Annotated in this window: 19 protein-coding genes; 9 read left to right on the forward strand and 10 right to left on the reverse strand. The window is 61.7% G+C overall.

Going from position 1 to position 22,392, the window contains the following annotated elements; genetic code table 11:
- Positions 1 to 72 precede the first annotated feature (72 nt).
- Positions 73 to 540, forward strand: coding sequence for a TlpA disulfide reductase family protein (locus tag M0808_RS06565; protein ID WP_027612297.1), 468 nt, complete (start codon positions 73 to 75; stop codon positions 538 to 540).
- 210 nt (positions 541 to 750) lie between these two features.
- On the opposite strand, the gene M0808_RS06570 is transcribed toward M0808_RS06565, so the two are convergent.
- Both M0808_RS06570 and M0808_RS06575 read right to left on the reverse strand, forming a co-directional pair.
- Positions 751 to 1,155, reverse strand: coding sequence for an META domain-containing protein (locus M0808_RS06570; RefSeq protein ID WP_098965082.1), 405 nt, complete (start codon positions 1,153 to 1,155; stop codon positions 751 to 753).
- On the reverse strand, positions 1,155 to 1,589 hold the full coding sequence (locus M0808_RS06575; protein ID WP_202368765.1) for a hypothetical protein: 435 nt from the start codon (positions 1,587 to 1,589) through the stop codon (positions 1,155 to 1,157). Before M0808_RS06575 ends, M0808_RS06570 begins: the two co-directional genes overlap by 1 nt.
- A 133-nt stretch (positions 1,590 to 1,722) precedes the next feature.
- Between M0808_RS06575 and M0808_RS06580 the strand changes: the two genes are divergently transcribed.
- The gene (locus M0808_RS06580) at positions 1,723 to 2,163 is read left to right on the forward strand and encodes a hypothetical protein (protein WP_103368748.1); all 441 of its coding nucleotides are present in this window, start codon (positions 1,723 to 1,725) and stop codon (positions 2,161 to 2,163) included.
- Between the two features lie 12 nt (positions 2,164 to 2,175).
- Here the strand turns inward: M0808_RS06580 and M0808_RS06585 are convergent, their stop codons facing one another.
- The gene (locus M0808_RS06585; RefSeq protein WP_247840407.1) at positions 2,176 to 3,165 is read right to left on the reverse strand and encodes a 2-hydroxyacid dehydrogenase; all 990 of its coding nucleotides are present in this window, start codon (positions 3,163 to 3,165) and stop codon (positions 2,176 to 2,178) included.
- Between the two features lie 83 nt (positions 3,166 to 3,248).
- Complete coding sequence (locus tag M0808_RS06590) at positions 3,249 to 6,002, reverse strand: response regulator (protein WP_247840642.1); 2,754 nt, start codon at positions 6,000 to 6,002, stop codon at positions 3,249 to 3,251.
- Between the two features lie 217 nt (positions 6,003 to 6,219).
- On the opposite strand from M0808_RS06590, the gene M0808_RS06595 reads away from it, so the two are divergent.
- The 7 genes from M0808_RS06595 (at position 6,220) to M0808_RS06625 (ending at position 14,714) form a co-directional block, all read left to right on the forward strand.
- Positions 6,220 to 6,942 carry a response regulator transcription factor gene (locus M0808_RS06595; protein ID WP_247840409.1) on the forward strand — a complete coding sequence of 241 codons (723 nt, stop codon included), beginning with the start codon at positions 6,220 to 6,222 and terminating at the stop codon, positions 6,940 to 6,942.
- Positions 6,929 to 8,353 carry a sensor histidine kinase gene (locus tag M0808_RS06600; protein WP_247840411.1) on the forward strand — a complete coding sequence of 475 codons (1,425 nt, stop codon included), beginning with the start codon at positions 6,929 to 6,931 and terminating at the stop codon, positions 8,351 to 8,353. Before M0808_RS06595 ends, M0808_RS06600 begins: the two co-directional genes overlap by 14 nt.
- Before the next feature lie 202 nt (positions 8,354 to 8,555).
- Complete coding sequence (gene cysM / locus M0808_RS06605; protein WP_027612303.1) at positions 8,556 to 9,458, forward strand: cysteine synthase CysM; 903 nt, start codon at positions 8,556 to 8,558, stop codon at positions 9,456 to 9,458.
- A complete protein-coding gene (rlmD, locus tag M0808_RS06610; RefSeq protein ID WP_247840412.1) occupies positions 9,458 to 10,834 on the forward strand; it encodes a 23S rRNA (uracil(1939)-C(5))-methyltransferase RlmD in 1,377 nt (458 codons plus the stop codon). The genes cysM and rlmD overlap by 1 nt, the downstream gene beginning before the upstream one ends.
- A 101-nt stretch (positions 10,835 to 10,935) precedes the next feature.
- Positions 10,936 to 13,179 carry a GTP diphosphokinase gene (gene relA / locus M0808_RS06615; protein ID WP_103368743.1) on the forward strand — a complete coding sequence of 748 codons (2,244 nt, stop codon included), beginning with the start codon at positions 10,936 to 10,938 and terminating at the stop codon, positions 13,177 to 13,179.
- Positions 13,180 to 13,311: 132 nt separating this feature from the next.
- Positions 13,312 to 14,145: a nucleoside triphosphate pyrophosphohydrolase gene (mazG, locus tag M0808_RS06620; protein ID WP_135296352.1), complete on the forward strand. Its 834-nt coding sequence runs from the start codon at positions 13,312 to 13,314 to the stop codon at positions 14,143 to 14,145.
- A gap of 26 nt (positions 14,146 to 14,171) precedes the next feature.
- Positions 14,172 to 14,714, forward strand: coding sequence for a DUF2058 domain-containing protein (locus tag M0808_RS06625; RefSeq protein WP_007968960.1), 543 nt, complete (start codon positions 14,172 to 14,174; stop codon positions 14,712 to 14,714).
- Between the two features lie 70 nt (positions 14,715 to 14,784).
- On the opposite strand, the gene M0808_RS06630 is transcribed toward M0808_RS06625, so the two are convergent.
- From M0808_RS06630 to M0808_RS06655, 6 genes are all read right to left on the reverse strand, one after another.
- Positions 14,785 to 14,973 (reverse strand): hypothetical protein, encoded by a 189-nt coding sequence (locus tag M0808_RS06630; protein WP_247840413.1) that lies wholly within the window; start codon positions 14,971 to 14,973, stop codon positions 14,785 to 14,787.
- A gap of 392 nt (positions 14,974 to 15,365) precedes the next feature.
- Complete coding sequence (gene fabB, locus M0808_RS06635; protein WP_007968959.1) at positions 15,366 to 16,586, reverse strand: beta-ketoacyl-ACP synthase I; 1,221 nt, start codon at positions 16,584 to 16,586, stop codon at positions 15,366 to 15,368.
- 11 nt (positions 16,587 to 16,597) lie between these two features.
- On the reverse strand, positions 16,598 to 17,113 hold the full coding sequence (gene fabA / locus M0808_RS06640) for a 3-hydroxyacyl-[acyl-carrier-protein] dehydratase FabA (RefSeq protein WP_003227150.1): 516 nt from the start codon (positions 17,111 to 17,113) through the stop codon (positions 16,598 to 16,600).
- A 247-nt stretch (positions 17,114 to 17,360) separates the two neighbouring features.
- A complete protein-coding gene (locus M0808_RS06645) occupies positions 17,361 to 19,265 on the reverse strand; it encodes a response regulator (RefSeq protein WP_027612308.1) in 1,905 nt (634 codons plus the stop codon).
- Positions 19,262 to 20,194: an ABC transporter substrate-binding protein gene (locus M0808_RS06650; RefSeq protein WP_115984154.1), complete on the reverse strand. Its 933-nt coding sequence runs from the start codon at positions 20,192 to 20,194 to the stop codon at positions 19,262 to 19,264. Before M0808_RS06650 ends, M0808_RS06645 begins: the two co-directional genes overlap by 4 nt.
- Position 20,195: 1 nt before the next feature.
- Positions 20,196 to 22,319 (reverse strand): TonB-dependent receptor, encoded by a 2,124-nt coding sequence (locus M0808_RS06655; RefSeq protein ID WP_247840414.1) that lies wholly within the window; start codon positions 22,317 to 22,319, stop codon positions 20,196 to 20,198.
- Positions 22,320 to 22,392 lie beyond the last annotated feature (73 nt).

The following is a 22,392-nucleotide window of genomic DNA, read 5'->3' on the forward strand; positions in this document are numbered from 1 at the left end:
GCAGCGCGCAATCCAGAACCTTCAGAGGCGATGGGTCGCAGGCGCATTCAATTTTTGACCAGGGAACATGACATGACACGGCGATTGGCAGCGGCATTGACGATAATCGGGGCGTTGATGCTGGGGGGCTGCGGCAATGACTACGGCATTGACCAGAATGGTCAGAAGGTCGCGTCCGAGCGTCTGGACAAACAATGGGTAGTCATCAATTACTGGGCCGAATGGTGTGGCCCGTGCCGCACGGAAATTCCTGAGCTCAATCATTTGGCGGACGAACTCAAGAGCAAGAATGTTGGGGTGTTCGGGGTCAACTTCGACAACGTTCAGGGTGAAGACCTGAAATCTGCCAGCGAGAAGCTGGGCATCAAGTTCACCGTGCTGGCGCAGGATCCGGCCGACCTGTTCGACCTGCCGCGCAGTGAGGCCTTGCCGGTGACTTACATCATCGACAACAAGGGAAAGGTGCGTGAGCAGTTGATGGGCGAGCAGACGGCGGCGGGGGTGATGGCCAAGCTGGAGGCGTTGCAGGCGACGAAGTGAGCTGCCTCTAAAGAGCAACCCTCACCCCAGCCCTCTCCCAGAAGGAGAGGGAGCTGACCGAGGTGTCTGGCGCTTCCATCGACCTGGAAGATCGTGTCGATTATGGATTCAGCGAAGATCCTTCAAGTCGGCGCACACTTTCAGAACCCCCCAATCAGTTCCCTCTCCCTTTGGGAGAGGGTTAGGGTGAGGGTTTGGCGTTCTTGAGGGTTAACCCTCTTCCAGCCACCAACGCAACGGCTTGCCTTCGGCCGGCCAGAAGCGCATCTGCTCGATCGGCGAGATGTCCCAGCGCTCAACGCCTTGCAGCGCCTGCAGGAAGCGTTGTTCCTGCTCCATCAGCGCCGGGGCGCAGAGTTTGCGGGTCTTGCCGATCGGGCCGAAGCTCAGCTTGTCGCCTTCGAGGGTGTACGGCGCGAACCAGTGGTTGCAACCGCCGTTGCCATATGCGCGGCCATCGTCACCAAGGGTCACGGTCAGATGGCTGTAATCCATCAATGGCCGCTCGCCGATCCACTCCAGAATGTAGCTGCGGTTTTGCTGCAATTGCACAGGCTCTGCGGCGCAGCCCACCAGAGCGGCACCGACCAGCAGCGGCAAGGCAAGGCGTTTCATCACGCAGGCTCCTGGCATTTCGGGCACAGGTGCTTGTCGCCGACGGCTTTCCAGCCCAGCTCGGCGATGCGCGCCGTGGCGGCCGGTTTCTCGGCAGTCTTGCCCAGCCTGGCGTCCACGGCGAACTCGAAGTTCAGCTCTTTGGCGCAGCTGTCGCAGTTGACCTGCCAGGTGTGGATCGCCAGTTCGCCGAAGACCGGGCCGGTGGTCATCGCGGTCCATTGGCCCGGCGGATTGATCAGGTGGCGCACGGTGTCGACGGTCAGGCGCATGGACAAGTCCTTGCTGCCTTTGAGGGTGACCAACAGGACATCACCGTTGCGGATCGAGCCACCGTTGCCGGTAACCTGATAGCGGCCCGGTACGAGGGCGCGGCATTCGGTGAGGGTGTGTTGCGGGTTCATCAGGGTGTAGCGGAAATCGTGTTCGACCATGGGTCCTCCAAATCTGCGCGACATGCTAGCACGGGCTGGATTGCAGGATGGCGTACACGTGCGACCTTCGATCCGGTTCAAATCGTCCGGCGCTCATGGCAAACTGCCGCCCTTCACTCTGAGGGAACGGAACATGGCGCTGATCGAATGTTATGAATGCAAGCGGAGCATCAGCTCGGAAGCAAAGGCGTGCATTCATTGTGGTGCTCCGATGGCGCAGCAGCACGAGCACACACCGGCGCAAGCCGCCGCCGCGACGATTTCATTTGGCAGCCTGCCGCGCAACAAATCCGTGCCTGAAGCCTTCGTCCCGGCGCCAGCCCCGGAGCCTGCGCCGAAAGTCACACCGGCCGCGCTCGGCCGCCGTCGTCGGCAACCCGAGCCCGCACCTCAACTTCAGCCCAACGCCGACGGTTCGCGGCCGGTGGAAGGCTGGTTGAAGATCATGGTGTTCCTGCTGCCGATGGTCTTTGTCTGGTTCCTGCTGCGTAACGGTCATTCGATGAAGCAGCGCTTTTTCGGTTTTGGCTGGCTGGCGTTGCTGATCCTGGCCTCGTCGCTGTCGCCGAAGTAAACCGGCAAGCCTTCAACCCTCGACCTGGTTCTGCGGTGCACCTGCAGCCCAGGTCGCGATGTTGTGCAGGGTGGTCGCGGCAATCGCGCCCAGCGCTTCATGGGTCAGAAACGCCTGATGCGCGGTGATGATCACGTTCGGGAAGGTCAGCAGCCGCGCCAATACGTCGTCCTGCAACGGCAAGTCGCTGCGATCCTCGAAAAACAGCTGCGCCTCTTCTTCATACACATCCAGTCCCAGATAGCCCAGTTGGCCGTCCTTCAAGGCGTCGATCAGCGCCGGCGTGTCGACCAGGCCGCCGCGTCCGGTGTTGATCAACATCGCACCCGGTTGCAGGTGTGCCAGTGACTCGCGGTTGATCAAGTGTTTGCTTTGGGTATTGAGCGGGCAGTGCAGGCTGATGATCCGCGACTGCGCGAGCAGCTCCGGCAGACTCAGGTAACGTGCGCCCAGCGCCACGACCTCAGGGTTTGGGTACGGGTCGTAGGCCAGCAATTGGCAACCGAAACCGTGCATGATTTTCGCGAACGTCGCGCCGATCTGCCCGGTGCCGACAATCCCCACGGTCTTGCCCACCAGATCGAAACCCGTCAGGCCGTGCAGCGTGAAATCGCCTTCGCGGGTGCGGTTGTAGGCGCGGTGCAGGCGTCGGTTGAGTGCCAGAATCAGCGCCACTGCGTGTTCGGCCACCGCATGTGGCGAGTAGGCCGGTACCCGCACCACGGCCAGCCCGAGGCGTTTTGCCGCGAGCAGATCAACATGGTTGTAGCCCGCCGAGCGCAGGGCGATCAGTCGCGTACCGCCGGCGGCAAGGCGTTCCAGCACCGGTGCACTGAGGTCGTCATTGATGAAGGCGCAAACCACCTCATGCTGTTCGGCCAGGGCGGCGGTGTCGAGACTGAGCCGGGCCGGCTGAAAGTGCAGTTCCAGCCCGGCCGGGCAGTCGGCGGCGAGGAAACTGTCGCGGTCGTAGGTCTGGCTGCTGAAAACGAGCGTGCGCATGAATTCCTCCTGGAACGGGGTGGCGAGTCAGCGTTGACGGCCACCACTTTAACGGCGGATGCCGCTGCCGGCATTGCCGTGGATCAGGCGCTGATCCTGGCTTGCGTCGCGAGTCGATTGATCGCCCGCTCCAGTTCTTCCAGCGCCACCACTGCCTTCGGATCGCCCTGTTTGAGCAGGGTTTCACTGCGCTGGCAGGCCGCGCGTAACTGCGGCACGCCACAATATCGGGTCGCACCGTGCAGGCGATGCACGCGCTCGATCAGTGCGTTCTGATCCCGGGCTTCACTGGCGGCACGAATGGCTTCGCGGTCAGCCTCCAGCGAGGCGAGCAACATGGCCAGCATGTCGGCTGCCAGATCGGCCTTGCCGGCGGCCAGACGCAAGCCTTCTTCGTGGTCGAGCACCGGCAACTCACTGCCACCCGCCGCGCTGTCGCTGGCCCGTTCCGTTCCTTGATTGCGCAAGGCCAGACCGGTCCACTTCAGCACCACTTGCGCCAGTTGCCGCTCGCTGATCGGCTTGGTCAGGTAGTCATCCATGCCGCTTTGCAGCAAGGCGCGTTTTTCGTTGGCCATGGCGTGGGCGGTGAGGGCGACGATCGGCAGCGGCGTGCTATGCCGTTCGCTTTCCCACTGGCGAATGGTTTCGGTGGTCTGGCGTCCGTCCATGCCCGGCATCTGTACGTCCATCAGCACCAGATCGAAGGATTCGCTCTGCACCGCTTTGACTGCTGCGTAGCCGCTTTCCACGGCCAGAACCTTGGCGCCCATGTCTTCGAGCAGGGTCTGCACCAGCAACAGGTTGGCCGGGTTGTCGTCGACGCACAGCACTTTCGGCGCGCGGCTCGACAGCGGCTCACCCGGCTCGTTGCGCGGCTGGCGTGGATTGGCCAGATCCGCCAGCGCCCGACGCAATTTGCGCGTGCAGGCCGGTTTCGCCTGGAGCTGGCTGTGCGGGTTGGGCACCGAGAGATGGAACAGCGTCTGTTCGGTGGTCGGGCACAGCACCAGCACTTTGCAACCGAGGTGTTCCAGGTCCCAGATGTGCTGGTTCAGGCGCTCCGGGAGCATGTCGTTGCTGGTGATGCCGAGCACCGCAAGGTCGATCGCCTGATCGGTCTGGTGCGCGCCGGTGACGCCGTTGGTCAGGCTCTCCAGCGTATTGAACGGCGTGACATCGAGGCCGCAGTCTTCCAGTTGATGCTGCAGCGCCTGACGAGCCAGTTCGTGATTTTCCAGCACCGCCACGCGACGCCCGAGCAGTGGCGGGCCCGGCAGGTCTTCGCTATCGTCGCGGGTTTTCGGCAGGCTCAGGCTGATCCAGAATTCCGAGCCTTCGCCCGGGGTGCTGTCGACGCCGATTTCGCCACCCATCTGTTCGATCAGACGCTTGGAGATCACCTGGCCCAGACCAGTACCGCCGGGTTGGCGCGACAGCGAGTTGTCGGCCTGACTGAATGCCTGGAACAACGCGCGCACGTCCTGACTCGACAGGCCGATGCCGGTGTCCTGAATGCTGATGCGCAACTGCACGCTGTCTTCGTGTTCTTCTTCAAGCATGGCGCGGGCGACGATGGTGCCTTCGCGGGTGAATTTGATCGCGTTGCTGACCAGGTTGGTGAGGATCTGCTTGAGGCGCAGCGGGTCGCCGACCAGTGACAGCGGCGTGTCGCGATAGACCAGACTCACCAGCTCCAACTGCTTGGCGTGGGCGGCCGGGGCCAGGATGGTCAGGGTGTCCTGCAACAGGTCGCGAAGATTGAACGGGATGTGGTCGAGTACCAGTTTGCCGGCCTCGATCTTCGAGAAATCGAGAATCTCGTTGATGATCCCCAGCAGGCTGTCAGCGGACTTTTCGATGGTGCCCAGATAGTCGAGCTGGCGTGGGGTCAGTTCGCTTTTCTGCAACAGATGCGTGAAACCGAGAATGCCGTTGAGCGGCGTGCGGATCTCATGGCTCATGTTGGCGAGGAACTCGGATTTGATCCGGCTCGCCTCCAGTGCTTCTTTGCGCGCCAGGTCCAGTTCGATGTTCTGGATCTCGATGGTTTCCAGATTCTGCCGCACGTCTTCGGTGGCCTGATCGACGCTGTGCTGCAGTTCTTCGCGAGCGTTCTGCAGGGTGCCGGCCATGCGGTTGATGCCCGAGGCGAGCTCGTCCAGTTCTTGACTGCCGAGCGGTGGCAGGCGGGTTTCCAGATGACCGTCCTTGAGCTGGGCAACCGCCTGTTTGATCTGGCTCAGCGGGCGGTTGATGGTGCGGCCCATGCGCAACGCGAGCAGGGCCGCGCCCGCCAGACCGGCGGCAATCAGCAGCAGGCTGGCAAACAGGCTGCGATAACCGCGCAGCAGCATGCCGTTGTGCGACAGCTCCAGTTCGACCCAGCCGAGCAGACGGTCGGATTCTTCGGGGATCAGATCACCAGCGAGGTTGCGATGCTTGCCGAACACCGGCATCAGGTAACGGGTGGCGTCATTGCCGCTGCGCCGTTGCAGTTGTGCACTGTCACCGCTGGGCGCCTGATTGAGCATGGTCGGGCCGGCGTGCGCCAGCGGTGTGCGGTCGGGGGCGAGGAAGGTGACGGCGCGCACGTCAGGTTGTTCGAGGGACTGGGTGGCGATGCGTTCGAGCAGATCGGTGTTGCCGTGGCCCATGGCGGGCGCCACCAGCGGCGCCAGTTGCTCGGCGATCATTTCACCGCGCTGCATCAATTGGGTCTGCAAATCGGACTGTTGCATCCAGGTGAAATAGCCACCGAGCACCAACGCCATCAGGCTGGTGGGCAACAGGGTCAGCAACAACACGCGACCTTTGATTCCCAGTTTCTTGAGCACACCCATCTCCTGCATCCCGCTGAACTGTTGACTCGCACGTGCGTCCGGCACGCGACATTGGCGCAGTGTAGCGATTTGCAGGCGGGCAATCTTCGGAAAAATCATGTCGCCATTGGTCGGCGCGGCCTGGCGCGTTTGTCCGGCCGGTCAAGCTTGGGTTGCCCGATGGCGGGCAATCTTGAATAATCGGCCAACTGAGAATTATTAGCAGATACTCATGACTCCTGTTTCCACCGACCTGCCACGCATTCTCGCCATTGAGGACGACCCGGTGCTGGGCGCCTATGTTCACGAGCATCTGGGCCGCAGCGGCTTTGCGGTGACCTGGTGCCAGAACGGTCAGGAAGGGCTGAACATTGCGCGTCACCAGCCGTTCGACGTGGTGCTGATGGACATTCTGCTGCCGGGGCTCGACGGCCTGAAGGTGCTGACGCAATTGCGCCAGAGCCATTCGACGCCGGTGCTGCTGATGTCGGCGCTAGGCGCCGAGGCCGACCGCATCAGCGGTTTTCGCCTGGGCGCCGATGATTACCTGCCCAAGCCGTTCAGCATGGCCGAGCTGCATGTGCGGATCGAGGCGATCTTGCGCCGGGTGGCGCTGGATCGGCGCCCGGCAGCGATTGCCCCGGCTGCGATCCACGGCGCGCTGCGCTTCGACGACGAACAGTGCGAAGTCTTCTATAACCAGCATGCTGCCGGCCTGACCCGCAGCGAATACCGTCTGCTGGAAACCCTCAATCGCAACGACGAAGAAGTGCTGAGCAAGGCCTTCCTTTATCAGCATGTGCTGCAACGCGGCTATGCGGCCCACGACCGCAGCCTCGACATGCACATCAGCCAGATCCGCCGCAAACTCAAGGCCATCGGTTACGCCGAACGGGAAGTGCGCACGGTGTGGGGCAAGGGTTATGTGCTGAGTGCATCCGATGAAAGTCTCTGACCTGCCGGGGCGGCATTCGCTGTTCTGGAAACTGGCGTGTCTGCTGGTAGCGTTCTGTCTGTTGATGATCTGGCTGAGCTGGTCCTGGGGCCGCTACATGGAAGAGCGCAACCAGTATCTCTCCGACGAGGCGCGCGGCACTCTGAGCCGTTATGCCAGCGAAGCCGAGCGCGCGTGGCAGCGTGGTGAGCGCGACGGGGTCGATAACTGGTTGCAGAGCATGGAGCTGCGTGAGGCCGCCTGGGTCGGGGTGATCGACCGCAATCTGCAGTCGTTGAGCAGCGATCCGCTGAATGAACAGGAAATCCAGCACCTGACCTTTTTACGCGGCCTCGACTGGCCGATCCACAAGCAAGGCCGGCCATGGCTGCGCGTACCGTTTCCGCAGAATCCGTCCGCCGGCAGTCTGGTAATCGAGTTGCCCGAGCGCTTCCTGCCGGGGAAATACCGGGTGTTCTGGCGGGTGATCACCAATGGCGTGATTCCGGGGCTGTTCACTCTGTTGCTGTGTGTCGGTCTGTATCGCTTGCTGGTGGTGCCGCTGAACAACCTGCGTGAGCAGGCCAATGCGTGGCGTGCCGACCAATTGAATGTGCGTCTGTCGAGCGGCATTACCCAGCGCCCGGACGAACTCGGTGAACTGGCGCGGGCCTTCGATTCAATGTCCGAACGCCTGCAATCCACCGTCGCCTTGCAACAGCAATTGCTGCGCGACCTGTCCCATGAACTGCGCACGCCGCTGAGCCGGCTGCGGGTGGCCAGTGAAAGCGAACAGGATCTACGGCAACTGCGCGAGCGCATCGGCCGTGAAGTCGACGGCATGCAACGACTGGTCGAAGACACCCTGCAACTGGCGTGGCTCGACACCGAACGTGCGCCGCTGCCGGACGAGGCGATCCAGATTCAGGCGCTGTGGGAAATGCTCACCGACAACGCCTGTTATGAAAGCGGCTGGCCGAGTCTGCAATTGCAATGCGCGGTGCCGGCGTCGTGCTGGGTGCGCGGCAATCTCAATACTTTAGCGCAGGCGCTGGAGAACATTCTGCGCAACGCCATCCGTCATTCGCCCGAGGGCGGCATCGTGCGCCTCGATGGACGGCGTGACGGCGATTACTGGCATTTGTGGCTGGAGGATCAGGGCGGCGGGGTGGCCGAGGGCGATCTGCAACGGATCTTCTCGCCCTTCACCCGCCTCGACGGCTCGCGCCCGGGGGATGGCGGTTTTGGGCTGGGGTTGAGCATTGCCAGGAATGCGGTGCAAAGGCAGGGTGGGATGTTGTGGGCGGAGAATGGTGGGGCGGGGTTGCGCTTGAATTTTCGGCTGATTGCCGATGACGGCGGCGTGACGGCTGACGCCTTCGCGAGCAAGCCCGCTCCCACTTTGGATGTGTGTCGTCCGCAGATTGTATAACCAACACCGCCACCCTCCTGTGGGAGCGGGCTTGCTCGCGAAGGGGCCCTTCGATTCACCGCTGAACTCAAAAGTCGCACCACCGGTGCGACATTCATCTGCTTATTCCCAGAAACCATAAGCACCGCACTTTGCGTGATATGGCCTGCGAACGTTTGCCGGTATGATAGTCGCCCCCGCACGTCTGGATTGCGAATACGCCATGACCCTGCAGTACCCAACCATCGCCGATTGCGTCGGCAACACTCCGCTGGTGCGTTTGCAGCGCCTGCCCGGTGCCACCAGCAACACCCTGTTGCTCAAGCTCGAAGGGAACAACCCGGCGGGTTCGGTCAAGGACCGTCCGGCGCTGTCGATGATCACCCGTGCCGAACTGCGCGGGCAGATTCACGCTGGCGACACATTGATCGAAGCGACCTCGGGCAACACCGGGATTGCGCTGGCCATGGCCGCCGCGATCAAGGGTTACAAGATGATCCTGATCATGCCGGACAACTCCAGCGCCGAGCGCAAGGCGGCGATGACCGCTTACGGTGCCGAGCTGATTCTGGTCAGTCAGGAAGAGGGCATGGAAGGCGCTCGCGATCTCGCCCAGCGGATGGAAGCCGAAGGCCGTGGCAAAGTGCTTGATCAGTTCGCCAACGGCGATAATCCGGAGGCGCACTACACCACCACCGGCCCGGAAATCTGGCGTCAGACCCAGGGCACCATCACCCATTTCGTCAGTTCGATGGGCACCACCGGCACCATCATGGGCGTCTCGCGCTACTTGAAAGAGCAGAGCGACAGCGTGCAGATCATCGGGCTGCAACCGATGGAAGGCTCGGCCATTCCCGGTATCCGTCGCTGGCCGCAGGAATACCTGCCGAAGATCTATCAGGCCGACCGCGTCGACCGTATTGTCGACATGGCGCAAAGCGAGGCCGAAGACGTCACCCGGCGTCTGGCCCGCGAAGAAGGCATCTTCTGTGGCGTGTCCTCGGGTGGTGCGGTGGCAGCGATGCTGCGCCTGTCCAAAGAAGTTGAAAACGCGGTGATCGTCGCGATCATCTGCGACCGTGGCGACCGTTATCTGTCGACCGGCATTTTCGACGCGCCCAACTGATGGCCAAGCACGAGAGAGGCCTGCGCTTCCAGCCCACCGGCGGCAGCAAGGCCGCGCAAATTCCGACCGGCAAAAAACAGCGCTTGAACATCGAGCGCCTGGCCAATGACGGTCGCGGCATCGCGTTTTTCGAAGGCAAAACCTGGTTCGTCCTCGGCGCCCTTGCCGGTGAAGAGGTCGAGGCGCGGGTACTTGGCGCCCACGGAAAAGTGGTCGAGGCGCGCACCGAGCGCGTGTTCAAGGCCAGCGAGTTGCGTCGCCCGGCAGCCTGTCAGCATGCCGGCCGCTGCGGCGGGTGCAGCGTGCAACACTTGCCCCACGCCGAGCAGCTTGCCCTGAAACAGCGCATGCTCGCCGAGCAGCTGTCGAAGGTCGCCGGGGTCGCGCCTGACGAATGGGCTGCGCCGCTGACTGGCCCGGAATTCGGCTATCGCCGCCGCGCGCGGATCGCCGTGCGCTGGGACATGAAGGCCAAGCAGCTTGAAGTCGGTTTCCGCGCTGCCGGCAGTCAGGACATCGTCGCCATCAACGAATGCCCGGTGCTGGTACAGCCCTTGCAACCGATCATGACCCGTTTGCCGGAGATGCTCCGTCGTTTGAGCAAACCGCAGGCGCTGGGGCATGTCGAGTTGTTCAGTGGTTCATCGCTGGCGGTGTTGTTGCGCCACATGGCGCCACTGTCCGAAGCCGACCTGACGATCCTCAAGGATTTCTGTCAGTTCCATGCAGCGCAACTGTGGCTGCATGGTGACGGCGAGCCGCAACCGGTGGATGCCACGCAGGCGCTGGGCTATCGCCTGGAGCAATGGGATCTCGATCTGGCCTGGCGGCCGGGGGATTTCATTCAGGTCAACGCCGGGGTCAACGAGGCGATGGTCGCGCAGGCGCTGGACTGGCTGAAGCCGACCGGTGACGAGCGCGTGCTCGACCTGTTCTGCGGTCTGGGCAACTTCGCCTTGCCGCTGGCCAAAAGCGTGCGTGAAGTGGTGGCGGTAGAGGGCGTGCAGACCATGGTCGACCGTGCCGCTGCGAATGCCGCTAGCAACAATTTGCATAACATAAAGTTTTTTCAAGCCGATTTATCCCAGCCTTTGACCGATGCTCAGTGGATCGGAAACGGCTTTTCTGCGGTACTCTTGGACCCACCGCGTGACGGTGCTTTCGAGGTGGTGCGCAAGCTCGCGACCCTGGGTGCCAAACGGTTGGTGTATGTATCGTGCAACCCTGCAACTCTGGCGCGCGATACGGTCGAATTGATCAGGCAGGGCTACCGGTTAAAACGTGCCGGGATTCTCGATATGTTTCCTCAGACGGCACATGTCGAGGCCATGGCGTTATTTGAAGCGAGCCAGGATGGCTCGTCTGAATCCGTCTGACCTGTCCGGGCGGCGCTCGCTTTAGCCCCGCGAGCGCATACGGACATTGAGGGTCAGCGATTTGACGCATTGAATCTGCGTCGTAGGGAAGGTAAAGCAGCATGGTACAGGTGAGAGCACACCAGCCGATCAACACTGACGGCAGTATCAATCTCGAGGCTTGGCTCGATCACGCGGTCAGTGTCGACATGGCACTGGATCGCGAAGCCTTGAAAGAAGCCTGCGAGTTCGCTCGCGAGGCCGAACAGCAGTCCAATGCCAAGAAGAATCTGTGGGCCGAAGGCTCCGGCAGTTTCAGCACGGGACTGGAGATCGCCGAGATCCTCGCCGACCTCAAACTCGATCAGGATTCGCTGGTCGCGGCGGTGCTGTATCGCGGCGTCCGCGAAGGTCAGATCGAACTCGCGGCGGTCAGCCAGCGCTTCGGTCCCGTCGTGGCCAAACTGATCGACGGCGTGCAGCGCATGGCGGCAATCAGTGCCAGCCTCAGCCCGCGCCAGTCGATGGTGATGGGCACTCAGGGCCAAGTGGAAAACCTGCGCAAGATGCTGGTGGCGATGGTCGACGACGTTCGTGTCGCGCTGATCAAACTGGCCGAACGTACCTGCGCCATTCGCGCGGTGAAAACCGCTGACGACGAGAAGCGCAACCGCGTCGCCCGGGAAGTCTTCGACATCTATGCGCCGCTCGCGCACCGACTCGGCATCGGTCATATCAAGTGGGAGCTGGAGGACTTGTCCTTCCGTTACCTGGAACCCGATCAATACAAACAGATCGCCAAGCTGCTCCATGAGCGGCGGCTGGACCGTGAGCGGTTCATCAGCGATGTGATGACCCAGCTCAAGGACGAATTGCAGGCCACCGGCGTCGACGCCGACATCAGCGGCCGGGCCAAACACATCTATTCGATCTGGCGCAAAATGCAGCGCAAGGGTCTGGAGTTCAGCCAGATCTACGACGTGCGCGCCGTGCGCGTGCTGGTGCCGGAAATGCGCGACTGCTACACCGCGCTCGGCATCGTCCACACCCTGTGGCGGCACATCCCGAAGGAATTCGACGACTACATCGCCAACCCGAAAGAGAACGGCTACCGCTCGCTGCACACCGCGGTAATCGGTCCGGAAGGCAAGGTGCTGGAAGTACAGATCCGTACGCACTCGATGCACGAAGAGGCCGAGCTCGGCGTCTGCGCGCACTGGCGCTACAAGGGCACCGACGTCAAATCCGGCTCGAACCACTACGAAGAGAAAATCTCCTGGCTGCGTCAGGTGCTGGAGTGGCACGAGGAGCTGGGCGATATCGGTGGTCTGGCCGAACAGCTGCGGGTCGATATCGAACCGGACCGGGTCTACATCTTCACCCCCGACGGCCACGCCATCGATTTGCCGAAAGGCGCGACGCCGCTGGACTTCGCTTACCGCGTGCACACCGAAATCGGTCACAACTGCCGGGGCGCGAAGATCAACGGGCGGATCGTGCCGCTCAACTACAGCCTGCAGACCGGTGAACAGGTCGAGATCATCACCAGCAAGCACGGTACGCCGAGCCGTGACTGGCTGAACCCGAACCTGGGTTACGTCACCACCTCGCGGGCGCGGGCGAAGATCGTTCACTGGTTCAAGTTGCAGGCCCGTGACCAGAACGTCGCGGCCGGTAAAACCCTGATCGAGCGCGAACTCAATCGCCTCGGTCTGCCGGCGGTGGATTTCGACAAGCTGGCCGAAAAGGCCAACATGAAAACCGCCGAAGACATGTTCGCCGCCCTCGGTGCCGGCGACCTGCGTCTGGCGCAACTGGTCAATCTCGCACAGCAACTGGTCGAGCCGGAACGCGGCAACGAACAGCTGGAGTTGATCCCGCGCAAAGCTACCGGTTACAAGCCGGGCAAGCGCGGCGACATCCAGATCCAGGGCGTCGGCAATCTGATGACGCAGATGGCCGGCTGCTGCCAGCCGCTGCCGGGCGACGCGATCGTCGGCTACATCACTCAGGGTCGTGGCGTGAGTATTCACCGGCAGGACTGCGCCTCGGTGCTGCAACTGGGCGGGCGCGAGCCGGAGCGGATCATCCAGGTCAGCTGGGGCCCGGTGCCGGTGCTCACCTATCCGGTGGACATCGTCATCCGCGCCTACGACCGTTCCGGTCTGCTGCGGGACGTCTCGCAGGTGCTGCTCAACGAGCGCATCAACGTGCTGGCGGTCAACACCCGCTCGAACAAGGAAGACAACACCGCGCTGATGTCGCTGACCATCGAGATTCCCGGGCTGGATGCGCTGGGCCGCTTGCTGGGGCGGATTTCGCAGTTGCCGAACATCATCGAGACGCGGCGTAACCGTACCCCGTGAAGATGGCTTCGTTCGAAGGTGGGAGCGGGCTTGCTCGCGAAGAGGGCGTGTCAGTCGATATTTGCGCTGAATGACACACCGCATTCGCGAGCAAGCCCGCTCCCACATTGGTTTTGTGTAGAGGCATGACAGATGTATTCACTTGAAGACCTGCTCCACCTGATGAACCGTCTGCGCGACCCGCAGTACGGTTGCCCGTGGGACATCAAGCAAACCTACGCGACCATCGTCCCGCACACCCTCGAAGAAGCCTACGAAGTGGCCGACGCCATCGAGCGGGGCGACTTCGATCACTTGCAGGGCGAGCTGGGTGATCTGCTGTTTCAGGTGGTTTATTACAGCCAGTTGGCCAAGGAAGAAGGGCGCTTCGAATTCGCCGGGGTGATCGACAGCATCACTCGCAAGCTGATCCGCCGCCATCCGCACGTGTTCCCCACCGGCGATCTGTATGCGCCGCTGGACGTACCACGCTTGAGCGAAGAGCAGGTCAAGCAGCGCTGGGAAGAGATCAAGGCCGAAGAACGCGCCGAGAAATCCGCCGCGCCCGAGCAGCTGTCACTGCTCGATGATGTACCTGCCGCGCTGCCGGCACTGTCGCGTTCAGCCAAGTTGCAAAAGCGTGCCGGGCAGGTCGGTTTCGACTGGCCGGATGCGTTGCCGGTGCTGGACAAAGTGCGCGAAGAGCTCGATGAAGTGCTCGAGGCCATGTCCGAAAACGATCCGCAAGCGGTGGCCGACGAGATCGGCGATCTGCTGTTTTCCGTGGTCAATCTGGCCCGGCACCTGAAGGTCGATCCGGAAACCGCGCTGCGTGGCGCCAACGCCAAGTTTGAAAGACGTTTCCGTTTTATCGAACAGGCATTGCGCGACACCCGTCGTCCCATGGAAGATTGCACCCTCGAAGAGTTGGACGCCCTGTGGGGTGAAGCCAAACGTCAGGAAAAGAATTTGCCCAGCTGCGGCTGAGCCGTTGCCCAAGTGAGTAAGCATTAATGAGCCTTTCCCTTCGCGACCAGTTGCTCAAAGCAGGTCTGGTCAACCAAAAGCAGGCCAAGCAGGTCAGCAAAGACAAGCAGAAGCAACAGCGTCTGGCCCACAAAGGGCAGGCCGAGCTGGATGATTCGCAGCAGCGCGCCGCTCAGGAAGCCATGGCCGAGAAGGTCAAGCGCGACCAGGAGTTGAACCGTCAGCAGCAGGAGAAAGCCGAGGCCAAGGCCCGTGCCGCGCAGGTCAAACAGTTGATCGAAGTCTCGCGTCTGCCGAAGCTGACCACTGAGGACTACTACAACTTCGTCGACGACAAGAAGGTCAAGCGCATCTCGGTCAATACGTTGATGCGCAACAAGCTCAGCAGCGGCTCGCTGGCGATCGTGCACCATGCTGGCGGCTACGAAGTGATCCCGCGTGAAGCGGCGCTGAAGATCCAGGAGCGCGACCCGCAACGTATCGTGCAGCTCAACGTGCAGACCGAAGAGGTCAATGCCGAGGACGATCCGTACGCGGCCTATCAGATCCCTGATGACCTGATGTGGTAAACCGATAAAGCTGTAATAACGACAAACCCCGCTCATGGCGGGGTTTGTCGTTTTCAATGCTGTGGTTGCTTCAGGCGGATTTCAGATCCCGCTGCTTTTCCTGCAGTTCCAATTCGGCCTTGTAATTGTGGGCGTCAATCTCGTTGTGGAACATGCCGACCAGCAAGTCTTGTTGATGCACATCCCAGATCCGTACACCGGCGGCTACGCCTTCGTGGGACATGTGTGAATCGTCGCGTTCAGTTACTTTTACAGTCATCTGCTAGCTCCAAATCTCAAGTTATCTGCAGCAAGGCGTGTGCAGGACTCTTTTATATGATTTGTTAGCTTGCTAAGTAAACGCTTGATTTGCGCAAGGTGTTGTTGCGGTTTTTGCAACAGTGCTGCAGCCCGCGTAATCCGCGACATTCGGTCGCAGGGCGGGAAGTTTCATGACAGAAGTTTCATTTTCAGGCGCACTGATATCCCCTGTGGGAGCGGGCTTGCTCGCGAAAGCGGAGTGTCAGTCGCCACCTTCATACCTGAGCCAGCTCTTTCGCGAGCAAGCCCGCTCCCACAAGGGAAAGCGGAGTGCCTGGCGACTTTCTGCAGACCAAAAAAAACGCCCCGAACCAGTCGGGGCGTTTTCATGTGTGGCTCAGCAGCGGGGACTTACTTGCCTTCCCAGCGCTTCAGCACCAGCGTGGCGTTGGTGCCGCCGAAGCCGAAGCTGTTGCTCATCACGGTGTTGATGGTGGCGTTTTCGCGGGTCTTGGTCAGCACCGGCAGATCGGCCACTTCAGGGTCCAGTTCGTCGATGTTGGCGGAACCGGCGATGAAGTTGCCTTCCATCATCAGCATGCAGTAGATCGCTTCGTGAACGCCGGCGGCGCCCAGGGAGTGACCGGACAGGCTCTTGGTCGAGCTGATCGCAGGAGCCTTGTCGCCGAATACTTCACGCACACCTTTCATTTCCGCGACGTCGCCGACCGGAGTCGAGGTGCCGTGGGTGTTCAGGTAGTCGATCGGGGTGTCGACGGTGGACATTGCCATCTGCATGCAGCGGATCGCGCCTTCGCCACTTGGGGCAACCATGTCGTAGCCGTCGGACGTTGCGCCGTAGCCAACGATTTCGGCGTAGATCTTGGCACCACGGGCCAGCGCGTGTTCCAGCTCTTCAACCACAACCATGCCGCCACCGCCAGCGATGACGAAACCGTCACGGTCGGCGTCGTAGGCGCGGGAGGCTTGTTCCGGGGTGTCGTTACGCTTGCTGGACAGGGCGCCCATCGCGTCGAACAGGAACGACTGGCTCCAGTGCTCTTCTTCACCGCCACCGGCGAAGACGATGTCTTGCTTGCCCATCTGGATCTGTTCCATGGCGGTACCGATGCAGTGAGCACTGGTGGCGCAGGCAGAAGCGATGGAGTAGTTCAGGCCCTTGATCTTGAACGGCGTGGCCAGGCACGCGGAAACGGTGCTGCTCATGGTCCGCGTTACACGGTATGGGCCAACGCGTTTCACGCCTTTCTCGCGCAGGATGTCCAGCGCTTCCATCTGATTCAGAGTCGACGCGCCGCCCGAGCCGGCGATCAGGCCGGTACGCGGGTTGGACACTTGCTCTTCGGTCAGGCCGGAGTCAGTGATCGCGTCTTTCATGGCCAGGTAGGCGTAAGCCGCTGCGTGGCCGACGAAACGATAGATCTTGCGATCGATCAGTTCTTCAAGGTTGAGGTCGATGGAGCCGGAAACCTGGCTACGCAGACCCATTTCAGCATATTCCGGGTTGAACCGGATGCCAGGGCGGCTTGCACGCAGGTTAGCGGAGACGGTCTCTTTGTCATTGCCCAGGCACGAAACAATGCCCAGACCAGTGATAACGACGCGGCGCATGCGAATAACCCTTAGAAGTTGTCAGTGGAGGTGAACACGCCGACGCGAAGGCCTTCGGCGGTGTAGATTTCGCGACCGTCGACAGTCACCGAACCGTCGGCGATGGCCAGGTTCAGCTTGCCCTTGAGGACGCGTTTGATATGAATGTTGTAGGTGACTTTCTTGGCGGTCGGCAGGACCTGGCCGAAGAATTTCACTTCGCCCGAACCCAGCGCACGGCCACGGCCCGGCAGGCCTTGCCAGCCCAGGAAGAAGCCGACCAGTTGCCACATGGCGTCCAGACCCAGGCAGCCCGGCATCACCGGATCGCCCTCGAAGTGGCACGCGAAGAACCACAGGTCAGGGTTGATATCCAGCTCGGCGACCAATTCACCTTTGCCGTACTTGCCGCCTTCTTCGCTGATCAGGGTGATGCGATCCACCATCAGCATGTTCGGGGCGGGCAGTTGCGCGTTACCTGGGCCGAACAGCTCACCGCGACTGCAGCGCAGCAGGTCTTCCCGAGTAAAGGCGTTTTGTTTGGTCATGCGAGCTCCTCAATAATCCCATGCGGCAGGTGGGGCAAATCTTCCCGGCCGATCGACGCGTTCATGCCTCGTACCGGCAGCCTACTCATAGACTATTGCGTTGTGGTGAAAGTCACAGCACCAAGGACATGAATGTACACTTGTGCACTGAAATTTTTATTCAAGCCTCTTTTGAGGCTCGTTCGGGTGCCTAAGACTGCCGCACTTTCGCTTTTCACGCCAGTCGCAGATGGTCGAAAAACCGTCACTACTGCACCCAGCGCTGCAGAATCTGTTGTAGGTCATTGCGTTTGAACGGCTTGGCCAGGTAATCGTTCATGCCCGCCGACAAGCAGGTTTCACGGTCGCCCTGCAAGGCGTTGGCGGTCAGCGCGATGATCGGTACTTCACCGCGTCCGGGCAGTTGGCGGATCTGCCGGGTTGCCTCATAGCCGTCGATGATCGGCAACCGGCAGTCCATCAGAATCACTTCGAAATCATTGCCTTCGGCGCTGCGCACCGCTTGCGCGCCATCGGTAGCAACGCTGACAGTAAAGCCGAGGCTGCGCAGCATCGCTTCGATGACCGTCTGGTTGACCGGATTGTCCTCCACCAGCAACACATTGCGCCCCTCACCATGCCCGTTGCCATTGGCTGCACGCGGTGCCGCCAGTTGCGGCAACGTCTGCTTATATAAGGCCAGCGGGATTTCCAGAGTGAACACCGACCCCAGGCCTTCTTCGCTTTGCGCGCGCAACGTCCCGCCCATGCGTTCGGCCAGGGTGCGGGCGATCGGCAAGCCGAGGCCGGTGCCGCCATAGCGCCGGGAAATCGAACTGTCGGCCTGCTGGAACGCATTGAACATCAACTCCAGGCTTTCCGAGGAGATACCGATGCCGCTGTCGCGCACCGAGCAGGTGAACCACAGCAACTCGTGATCCAGCGACTGCCACTGCGCCTCGATGCTGACCCGGCCACGCTCGGTGAACTTCAACGCGTTGCCCACCAGGTTGACCAGAATCTGCCGGATCCGCGTCGGGTCGCCCTGCACCTGCAAGGCGCGCATGTCCTCGGGGATCCGCAGGTTCAGGTCCAGGCCACGCTGCACCGCGCTGTGTTGGAACGACTGGGCACACGCACCGATCAGGTCGGCCAGATTGAACGGAATGTGCTCAAGCTCCAGCTCCGAGCGTTCGATCCGCGAGAAGTCGAGGATGTCATTGATGACTTTCAGCAGGTGTTCGGTGGACTCGGAAGCGAGCGCCGCGTACTCGATCTGCTCCTCGGTCATGTCGGTGGTTTCCAGCAACTGCAACATGCCCAGCACGCCGTTCATGGGGGTGCGCAGTTCGTGGCTCATCATCGCCAGGAAATCGGATTTGGCATTGTTGGCCTTTTCCGCTTCCTCGCGGGTCTGGATCAGTTGCGCCATCGCCTGATGCTGTTCGCGGCTGGCCTGCTCCAGTGCCTGGGCGAGGTTGTTGATGTGCTGCGACAGGGCGCCCAACTCGGTGTCATCGACGATCGGCAGCGGGGTCTTGTAGTCGCCTTGCTGAATCGCCTTGACCGCGTTGCCGATATCGCGGATCGGCGCCGACAGACTGCCGGCCAGACGCCGCGCCAGAACAAAGGTGAAGAGCAGGGCGAACAACGCCAGAATCCCGGCCTTGAGCAGAATTTCCTGTTGGCGCTGACTGAAGGCATCGTTGGACAGACCGACGATCACCCGGCCCAGATAGTCTTCGCTGGTCACGTTGTTGCTGGCTTTGGCGTCGTGGAAAAAATCGCTGTTGAGGGCGATCCGTTGCAGGCGCACCGGGGCCTGGAACACCTCGACCTGATGCGGGCGGTTGTGCGCGTCGGCGGCTTGTTCAACGTAGGCGAGAATCCGGTTGGCGCTGTCCTGCACTTCCAGAAAACGCACGTTCGGTGTGGCCAGGGTCGCTTTGAGCAGGCTTTCCAGCACTTCGTTGTTGCCGGAAATCACCCCGTACTCGGTGGCGGGCGCCAGTTGGTTGGCGATCAGTTGCCCGGTGTGATTGAGCTCCTGCCGTAAATCCTGAATCCGCACGAAGGTAAAGAAACTGATCAGCAGCAGTGTGAGCAGCAGGGCCGGCCCGAGGCTGATCAATTGCGTGCGGGTGTTGATGTCCCAGCGGCGACGCAGATTCATGGGTGGCTTTCTCCTTCAGCCAACTGGCGGGCTACAGACGCTTCATCGATTGGCTCGATACCGAGGGAACGAGCGACCTGCACATTACTTGAGACCTTGAAACGATCGGGGTAGAGCGTGCGCGGCCACGTCGCCGGCGGGCGATCGAGCAACTGGTCAAGGATCGCCAGCCAGTCGGGCTGATCGCTGTAAGTGCTGGCGAGGCTGCCGGCCCGCACGAACGCCGCGTTCGGCCCGACCAGCGCCACTTGCCGGGAGTAACTGCTGAGCAGCAGGTTTTTCGCGGTTTTCGGGTTGTACAGATCGGGATCGTCGAGGCCCAGCAACACGTCACTGTTTCTCAGCACGCTTTGCAACGGGCGACTGTCCTGGGTGTTGTCCCAACGCTGGCTGACGATTTGCAGATTCAGCGGCGCTGCGGCCTGATGCAGCTCCTTGAGCAGGAATTCGCTGTGCTGGTCGAACAGCACGCCGACCCGGCGCACCTGCGGCAGAATCCGTCGAATCAGTTGCAGTTGCCGCCCCAGCGGTGGATCGCTCCATAGCAGACTCAAGTGCGGCGGTTGTGCGCCACCCAGGCGTTGCCGCGCTTGCAATCGGCTGATGCGCAACACCAGCGTCGCCGGGCCCTGGGGCTCCTGCAGGCGCCAGTCGAGGCTGGGCAGGTCGAGCAGAATCATCCGCAGATTGCTCGGCAACTTGCCCGGCGCCGGCAGGCTGGCCAGCGGCTGGAACCGCACGTTGTCGGTGGGACGCAGCTCGCTCAGGGCCTGGACGAAGGCTTGCACCCCGGGGCTTTCTTCGGCGCCGGTCAACAGAATATCGGCGGCTTGCACCGCCACGCCGTGCAGCCACGCGGTCAAAAACAGACAGACACCGGCCAGCCAGTGGCCAAGGGTTGGCGTCTTGTTTGGCGTGGCATAGCGCACCCTAGAACTCCAGCTCGGCGCTGAAGTACAGCACCCGGCGTTCGTCGTAATTGTTGTCGACGAAAGTGGTCGGTTCATTGTCGAGCCGCTGCTGCAGCACGCCGGCCAGTTGCAGTTGTGCCTTGCCCAGCGGGATGCGTTTGGCGATGCGCGTGTCGACGCGCTCGAAGCGGTAGCCGTTGAGCGCGTTGTCGCCGTAATAGAACAGCGCGCTGTTCCAGCCGTGGCCCCAATCACGCAGCCAGCCGGCAGAACCGCTGTTGCGCGAGGTGAATTGCTGATCCAGCGGATTGCTCGCTTCGGCGTCGACGAAAGCGTAAGTGAAGCGCAGGCGATCGATCATGCTCAGGCGCCAGTCGAGCTGGGTTTCGGTGCCGCGAAAGCGTGAGCTGTTGGCGTTGCTGGCGATGTACTGGTTGTTGCGCAGCGGCTCGCTGATCATCCCGGTGATTTCGTCGTAGAACAGCTTCACGTCCACGGCCAGCCCGAGTTCGGCGAAATAGCCGTTGTAGCCCAGTTCGCGCGAGCGCATGTGCTCCTGATCGAGATCGCCGGGCCCGCGGGTCTTGACGAAGTAACGCGCCGAAGACTGGCCATAGGCGGACGGCCGCAGGTTACTTACCTGATAGCTCCAGTTGACGTTGTTCTCGAACATGTCCGGCGAGCGGATCGCTTCCGAGTACACCGCGCGCAGGCCATGGCGTGGGTTGATCAGGTAGTTGACGGCGAATCGCGGCGTCAGCGAACTGCCGATCAATTGGGTGTTTTCGAACATGGCGCCACCCTGCAACAGCCAGTGTTCACTGGCGCGCCACTCCAGTTGGCCGAACGCGCGCCAGGTGGTGTCATCCAGCGTGCCGTTGAAGTAGGTCTCGGAATCGGCCCGGTCGTAACGATAGTTCAGGCCGCTGACCAGTCGCAGGCTGTCGGACAGACTGAGGGTGTCCTGCAATTCGAGGTCGTAGCGTGATTCGCGGGCGCTTTGATCGATGTCGCCACACAAGGTCTGGCTGGCACCGTTGCGCCACTGATCCAGCACCTGATTAGCCAGAGCCATTTCCTGCGGGGTACCCGGCGCGGCGCCAGGGCCGGTGAAGCGGGTGATATTGCGTGCCAGGCGTTCGGTGTAGTTCGGGTTGAGCTGCCACAGTTGGGTCAGTTGCGGGCTGAACGACACTTCGGCATCGCAGGCGCGCCACACTTGCTGGCGATCCCAGTGCTGGGCCGAACCCTGTATATAAAGGCTGTGTTCGGGATTGATGTCGAGATTCCAGCGCACCGAGCCGGCGTAATCCTTGGCGACCACGTCGGAATTGTTCCCGGCAGCGGTAATCCCCGAGAACACCGGGTGGTAGGTGTAGGGCCGCTGGTTACTGCCGTCCTTCGCGTTGATTTGCCAGTCGAGGCTCTGGTTGTCGCTCAGGGTCTGGCTGACGGCGAGGCTGAAGCGGTTCAAGCGGCGGCTGTCGCGATAATCGGCGCCGGTGCGGTCGCTGTCGAAGCCATCGTCTTCCTGCCCGGACAGCGACAGGCGCAAGTCGCCGCCATTCCACCCCGTGCCCTGGCTGGCATAGAAGTCGTTGATGCCGCGCTGGCCTCGGGTGACCTTCAGGCGCGTGCCGTGGCTGTCCGCCGGGTTGCGGGTGATGATGTTGACCACCGCCATCAGCGCGTTGGCGCCGTAGCTGACGGTGTTCGGCCCACGGAAAACCTCGATGCGCTCGATGTCTTCCATGGCCACCGGAATGTCACTCCAGTCCACCGTGGCCAGGCCTGCGCGGTACACCGAGCGGCCATCGATCAGCACCTGCATGCGCCGCGCTTCACTGGCATTGGTTCCGTGATAGTTGACCGCCGCCTGATTGCCGCTGATGTTGCCGACCATCATCCCCGGCACCAGTCGCAGCAACTCGCTGATGTCCCGCGCGCCGCTGGCGTTGATCAGCTCACTGTCAAGTACGGTCATGCTCCCCGGCACTTCCGCCGGCGTCTGTTTCAGGCGCGTAGCCGTCAGCACCTGCGGCAGCGTTTCGCTGTCGACAAACAGGTCGTCCGCCTGCAACACCGGGCTGAACAGCAGCGCCAGCAGCAGTGACGAACGCGAGGGGGGAGAGCCAAAAGACACGGCACGGCCTTGATCGCAAAGAATTGGCGCGCATGTTAACCGAGGACAGTGACTTTTCCAGTCACGATGCGGG

The sequence above is a fragment of the Pseudomonas sp. MWU12-3103b genome (genome assembly GCF_023100615.1).
Classification (GTDB): Bacteria; Pseudomonadota; Gammaproteobacteria; order Pseudomonadales; family Pseudomonadaceae; genus Aquipseudomonas; species Aquipseudomonas putida_A.

Coding starts and splice junctions, on each gene's coding strand:
- M0808_RS06645 (WP_027612308.1), bottom strand. CDS start 19,265: ATGAATCTGCGTCGCCGCTGGGACATCAACACCCGCACGCAATTGATC.
- relA (WP_103368743.1), top strand. CDS start 10,936: ATGGTACAGGTGAGAGCACACCAGCCGATCAACACTGACGGCAGTATC.
- mazG (WP_135296352.1), top strand. CDS start 13,312: ATGTATTCACTTGAAGACCTGCTCCACCTGATGAACCGTCTGCGCGAC.
- M0808_RS06600 (WP_247840411.1), top strand. CDS start 6,929: ATGAAAGTCTCTGACCTGCCGGGGCGGCATTCGCTGTTCTGGAAACTG.
- rlmD (WP_247840412.1), top strand. CDS start 9,458: ATGGCCAAGCACGAGAGAGGCCTGCGCTTCCAGCCCACCGGCGGCAGC.
- M0808_RS06575 (WP_202368765.1), bottom strand. CDS start 1,589: ATGGTCGAACACGATTTCCGCTACACCCTGATGAACCCGCAACACACC.
- fabB (WP_007968959.1), bottom strand. CDS start 16,586: ATGCGCCGCGTCGTTATCACTGGTCTGGGCATTGTTTCGTGCCTGGGC.
- M0808_RS06630 (WP_247840413.1), bottom strand. CDS start 14,973: ATGACTGTAAAAGTAACTGAACGCGACGATTCACACATGTCCCACGAA.
- M0808_RS06580 (WP_103368748.1), top strand. CDS start 1,723: ATGGCGCTGATCGAATGTTATGAATGCAAGCGGAGCATCAGCTCGGAA.
- M0808_RS06595 (WP_247840409.1), top strand. CDS start 6,220: ATGACTCCTGTTTCCACCGACCTGCCACGCATTCTCGCCATTGAGGAC.
- fabA (WP_003227150.1), bottom strand. CDS start 17,113: ATGACCAAACAAAACGCCTTTACTCGGGAAGACCTGCTGCGCTGCAGT.
- M0808_RS06570 (WP_098965082.1), bottom strand. CDS start 1,155: ATGAAACGCCTTGCCTTGCCGCTGCTGGTCGGTGCCGCTCTGGTGGGC.
- M0808_RS06585 (WP_247840407.1), bottom strand. CDS start 3,165: ATGCGCACGCTCGTTTTCAGCAGCCAGACCTACGACCGCGACAGTTTC.
- M0808_RS06565 (WP_027612297.1), top strand. CDS start 73: ATGACACGGCGATTGGCAGCGGCATTGACGATAATCGGGGCGTTGATG.
- M0808_RS06625 (WP_007968960.1), top strand. CDS start 14,172: ATGAGCCTTTCCCTTCGCGACCAGTTGCTCAAAGCAGGTCTGGTCAAC.
- cysM (WP_027612303.1), top strand. CDS start 8,556: ATGACCCTGCAGTACCCAACCATCGCCGATTGCGTCGGCAACACTCCG.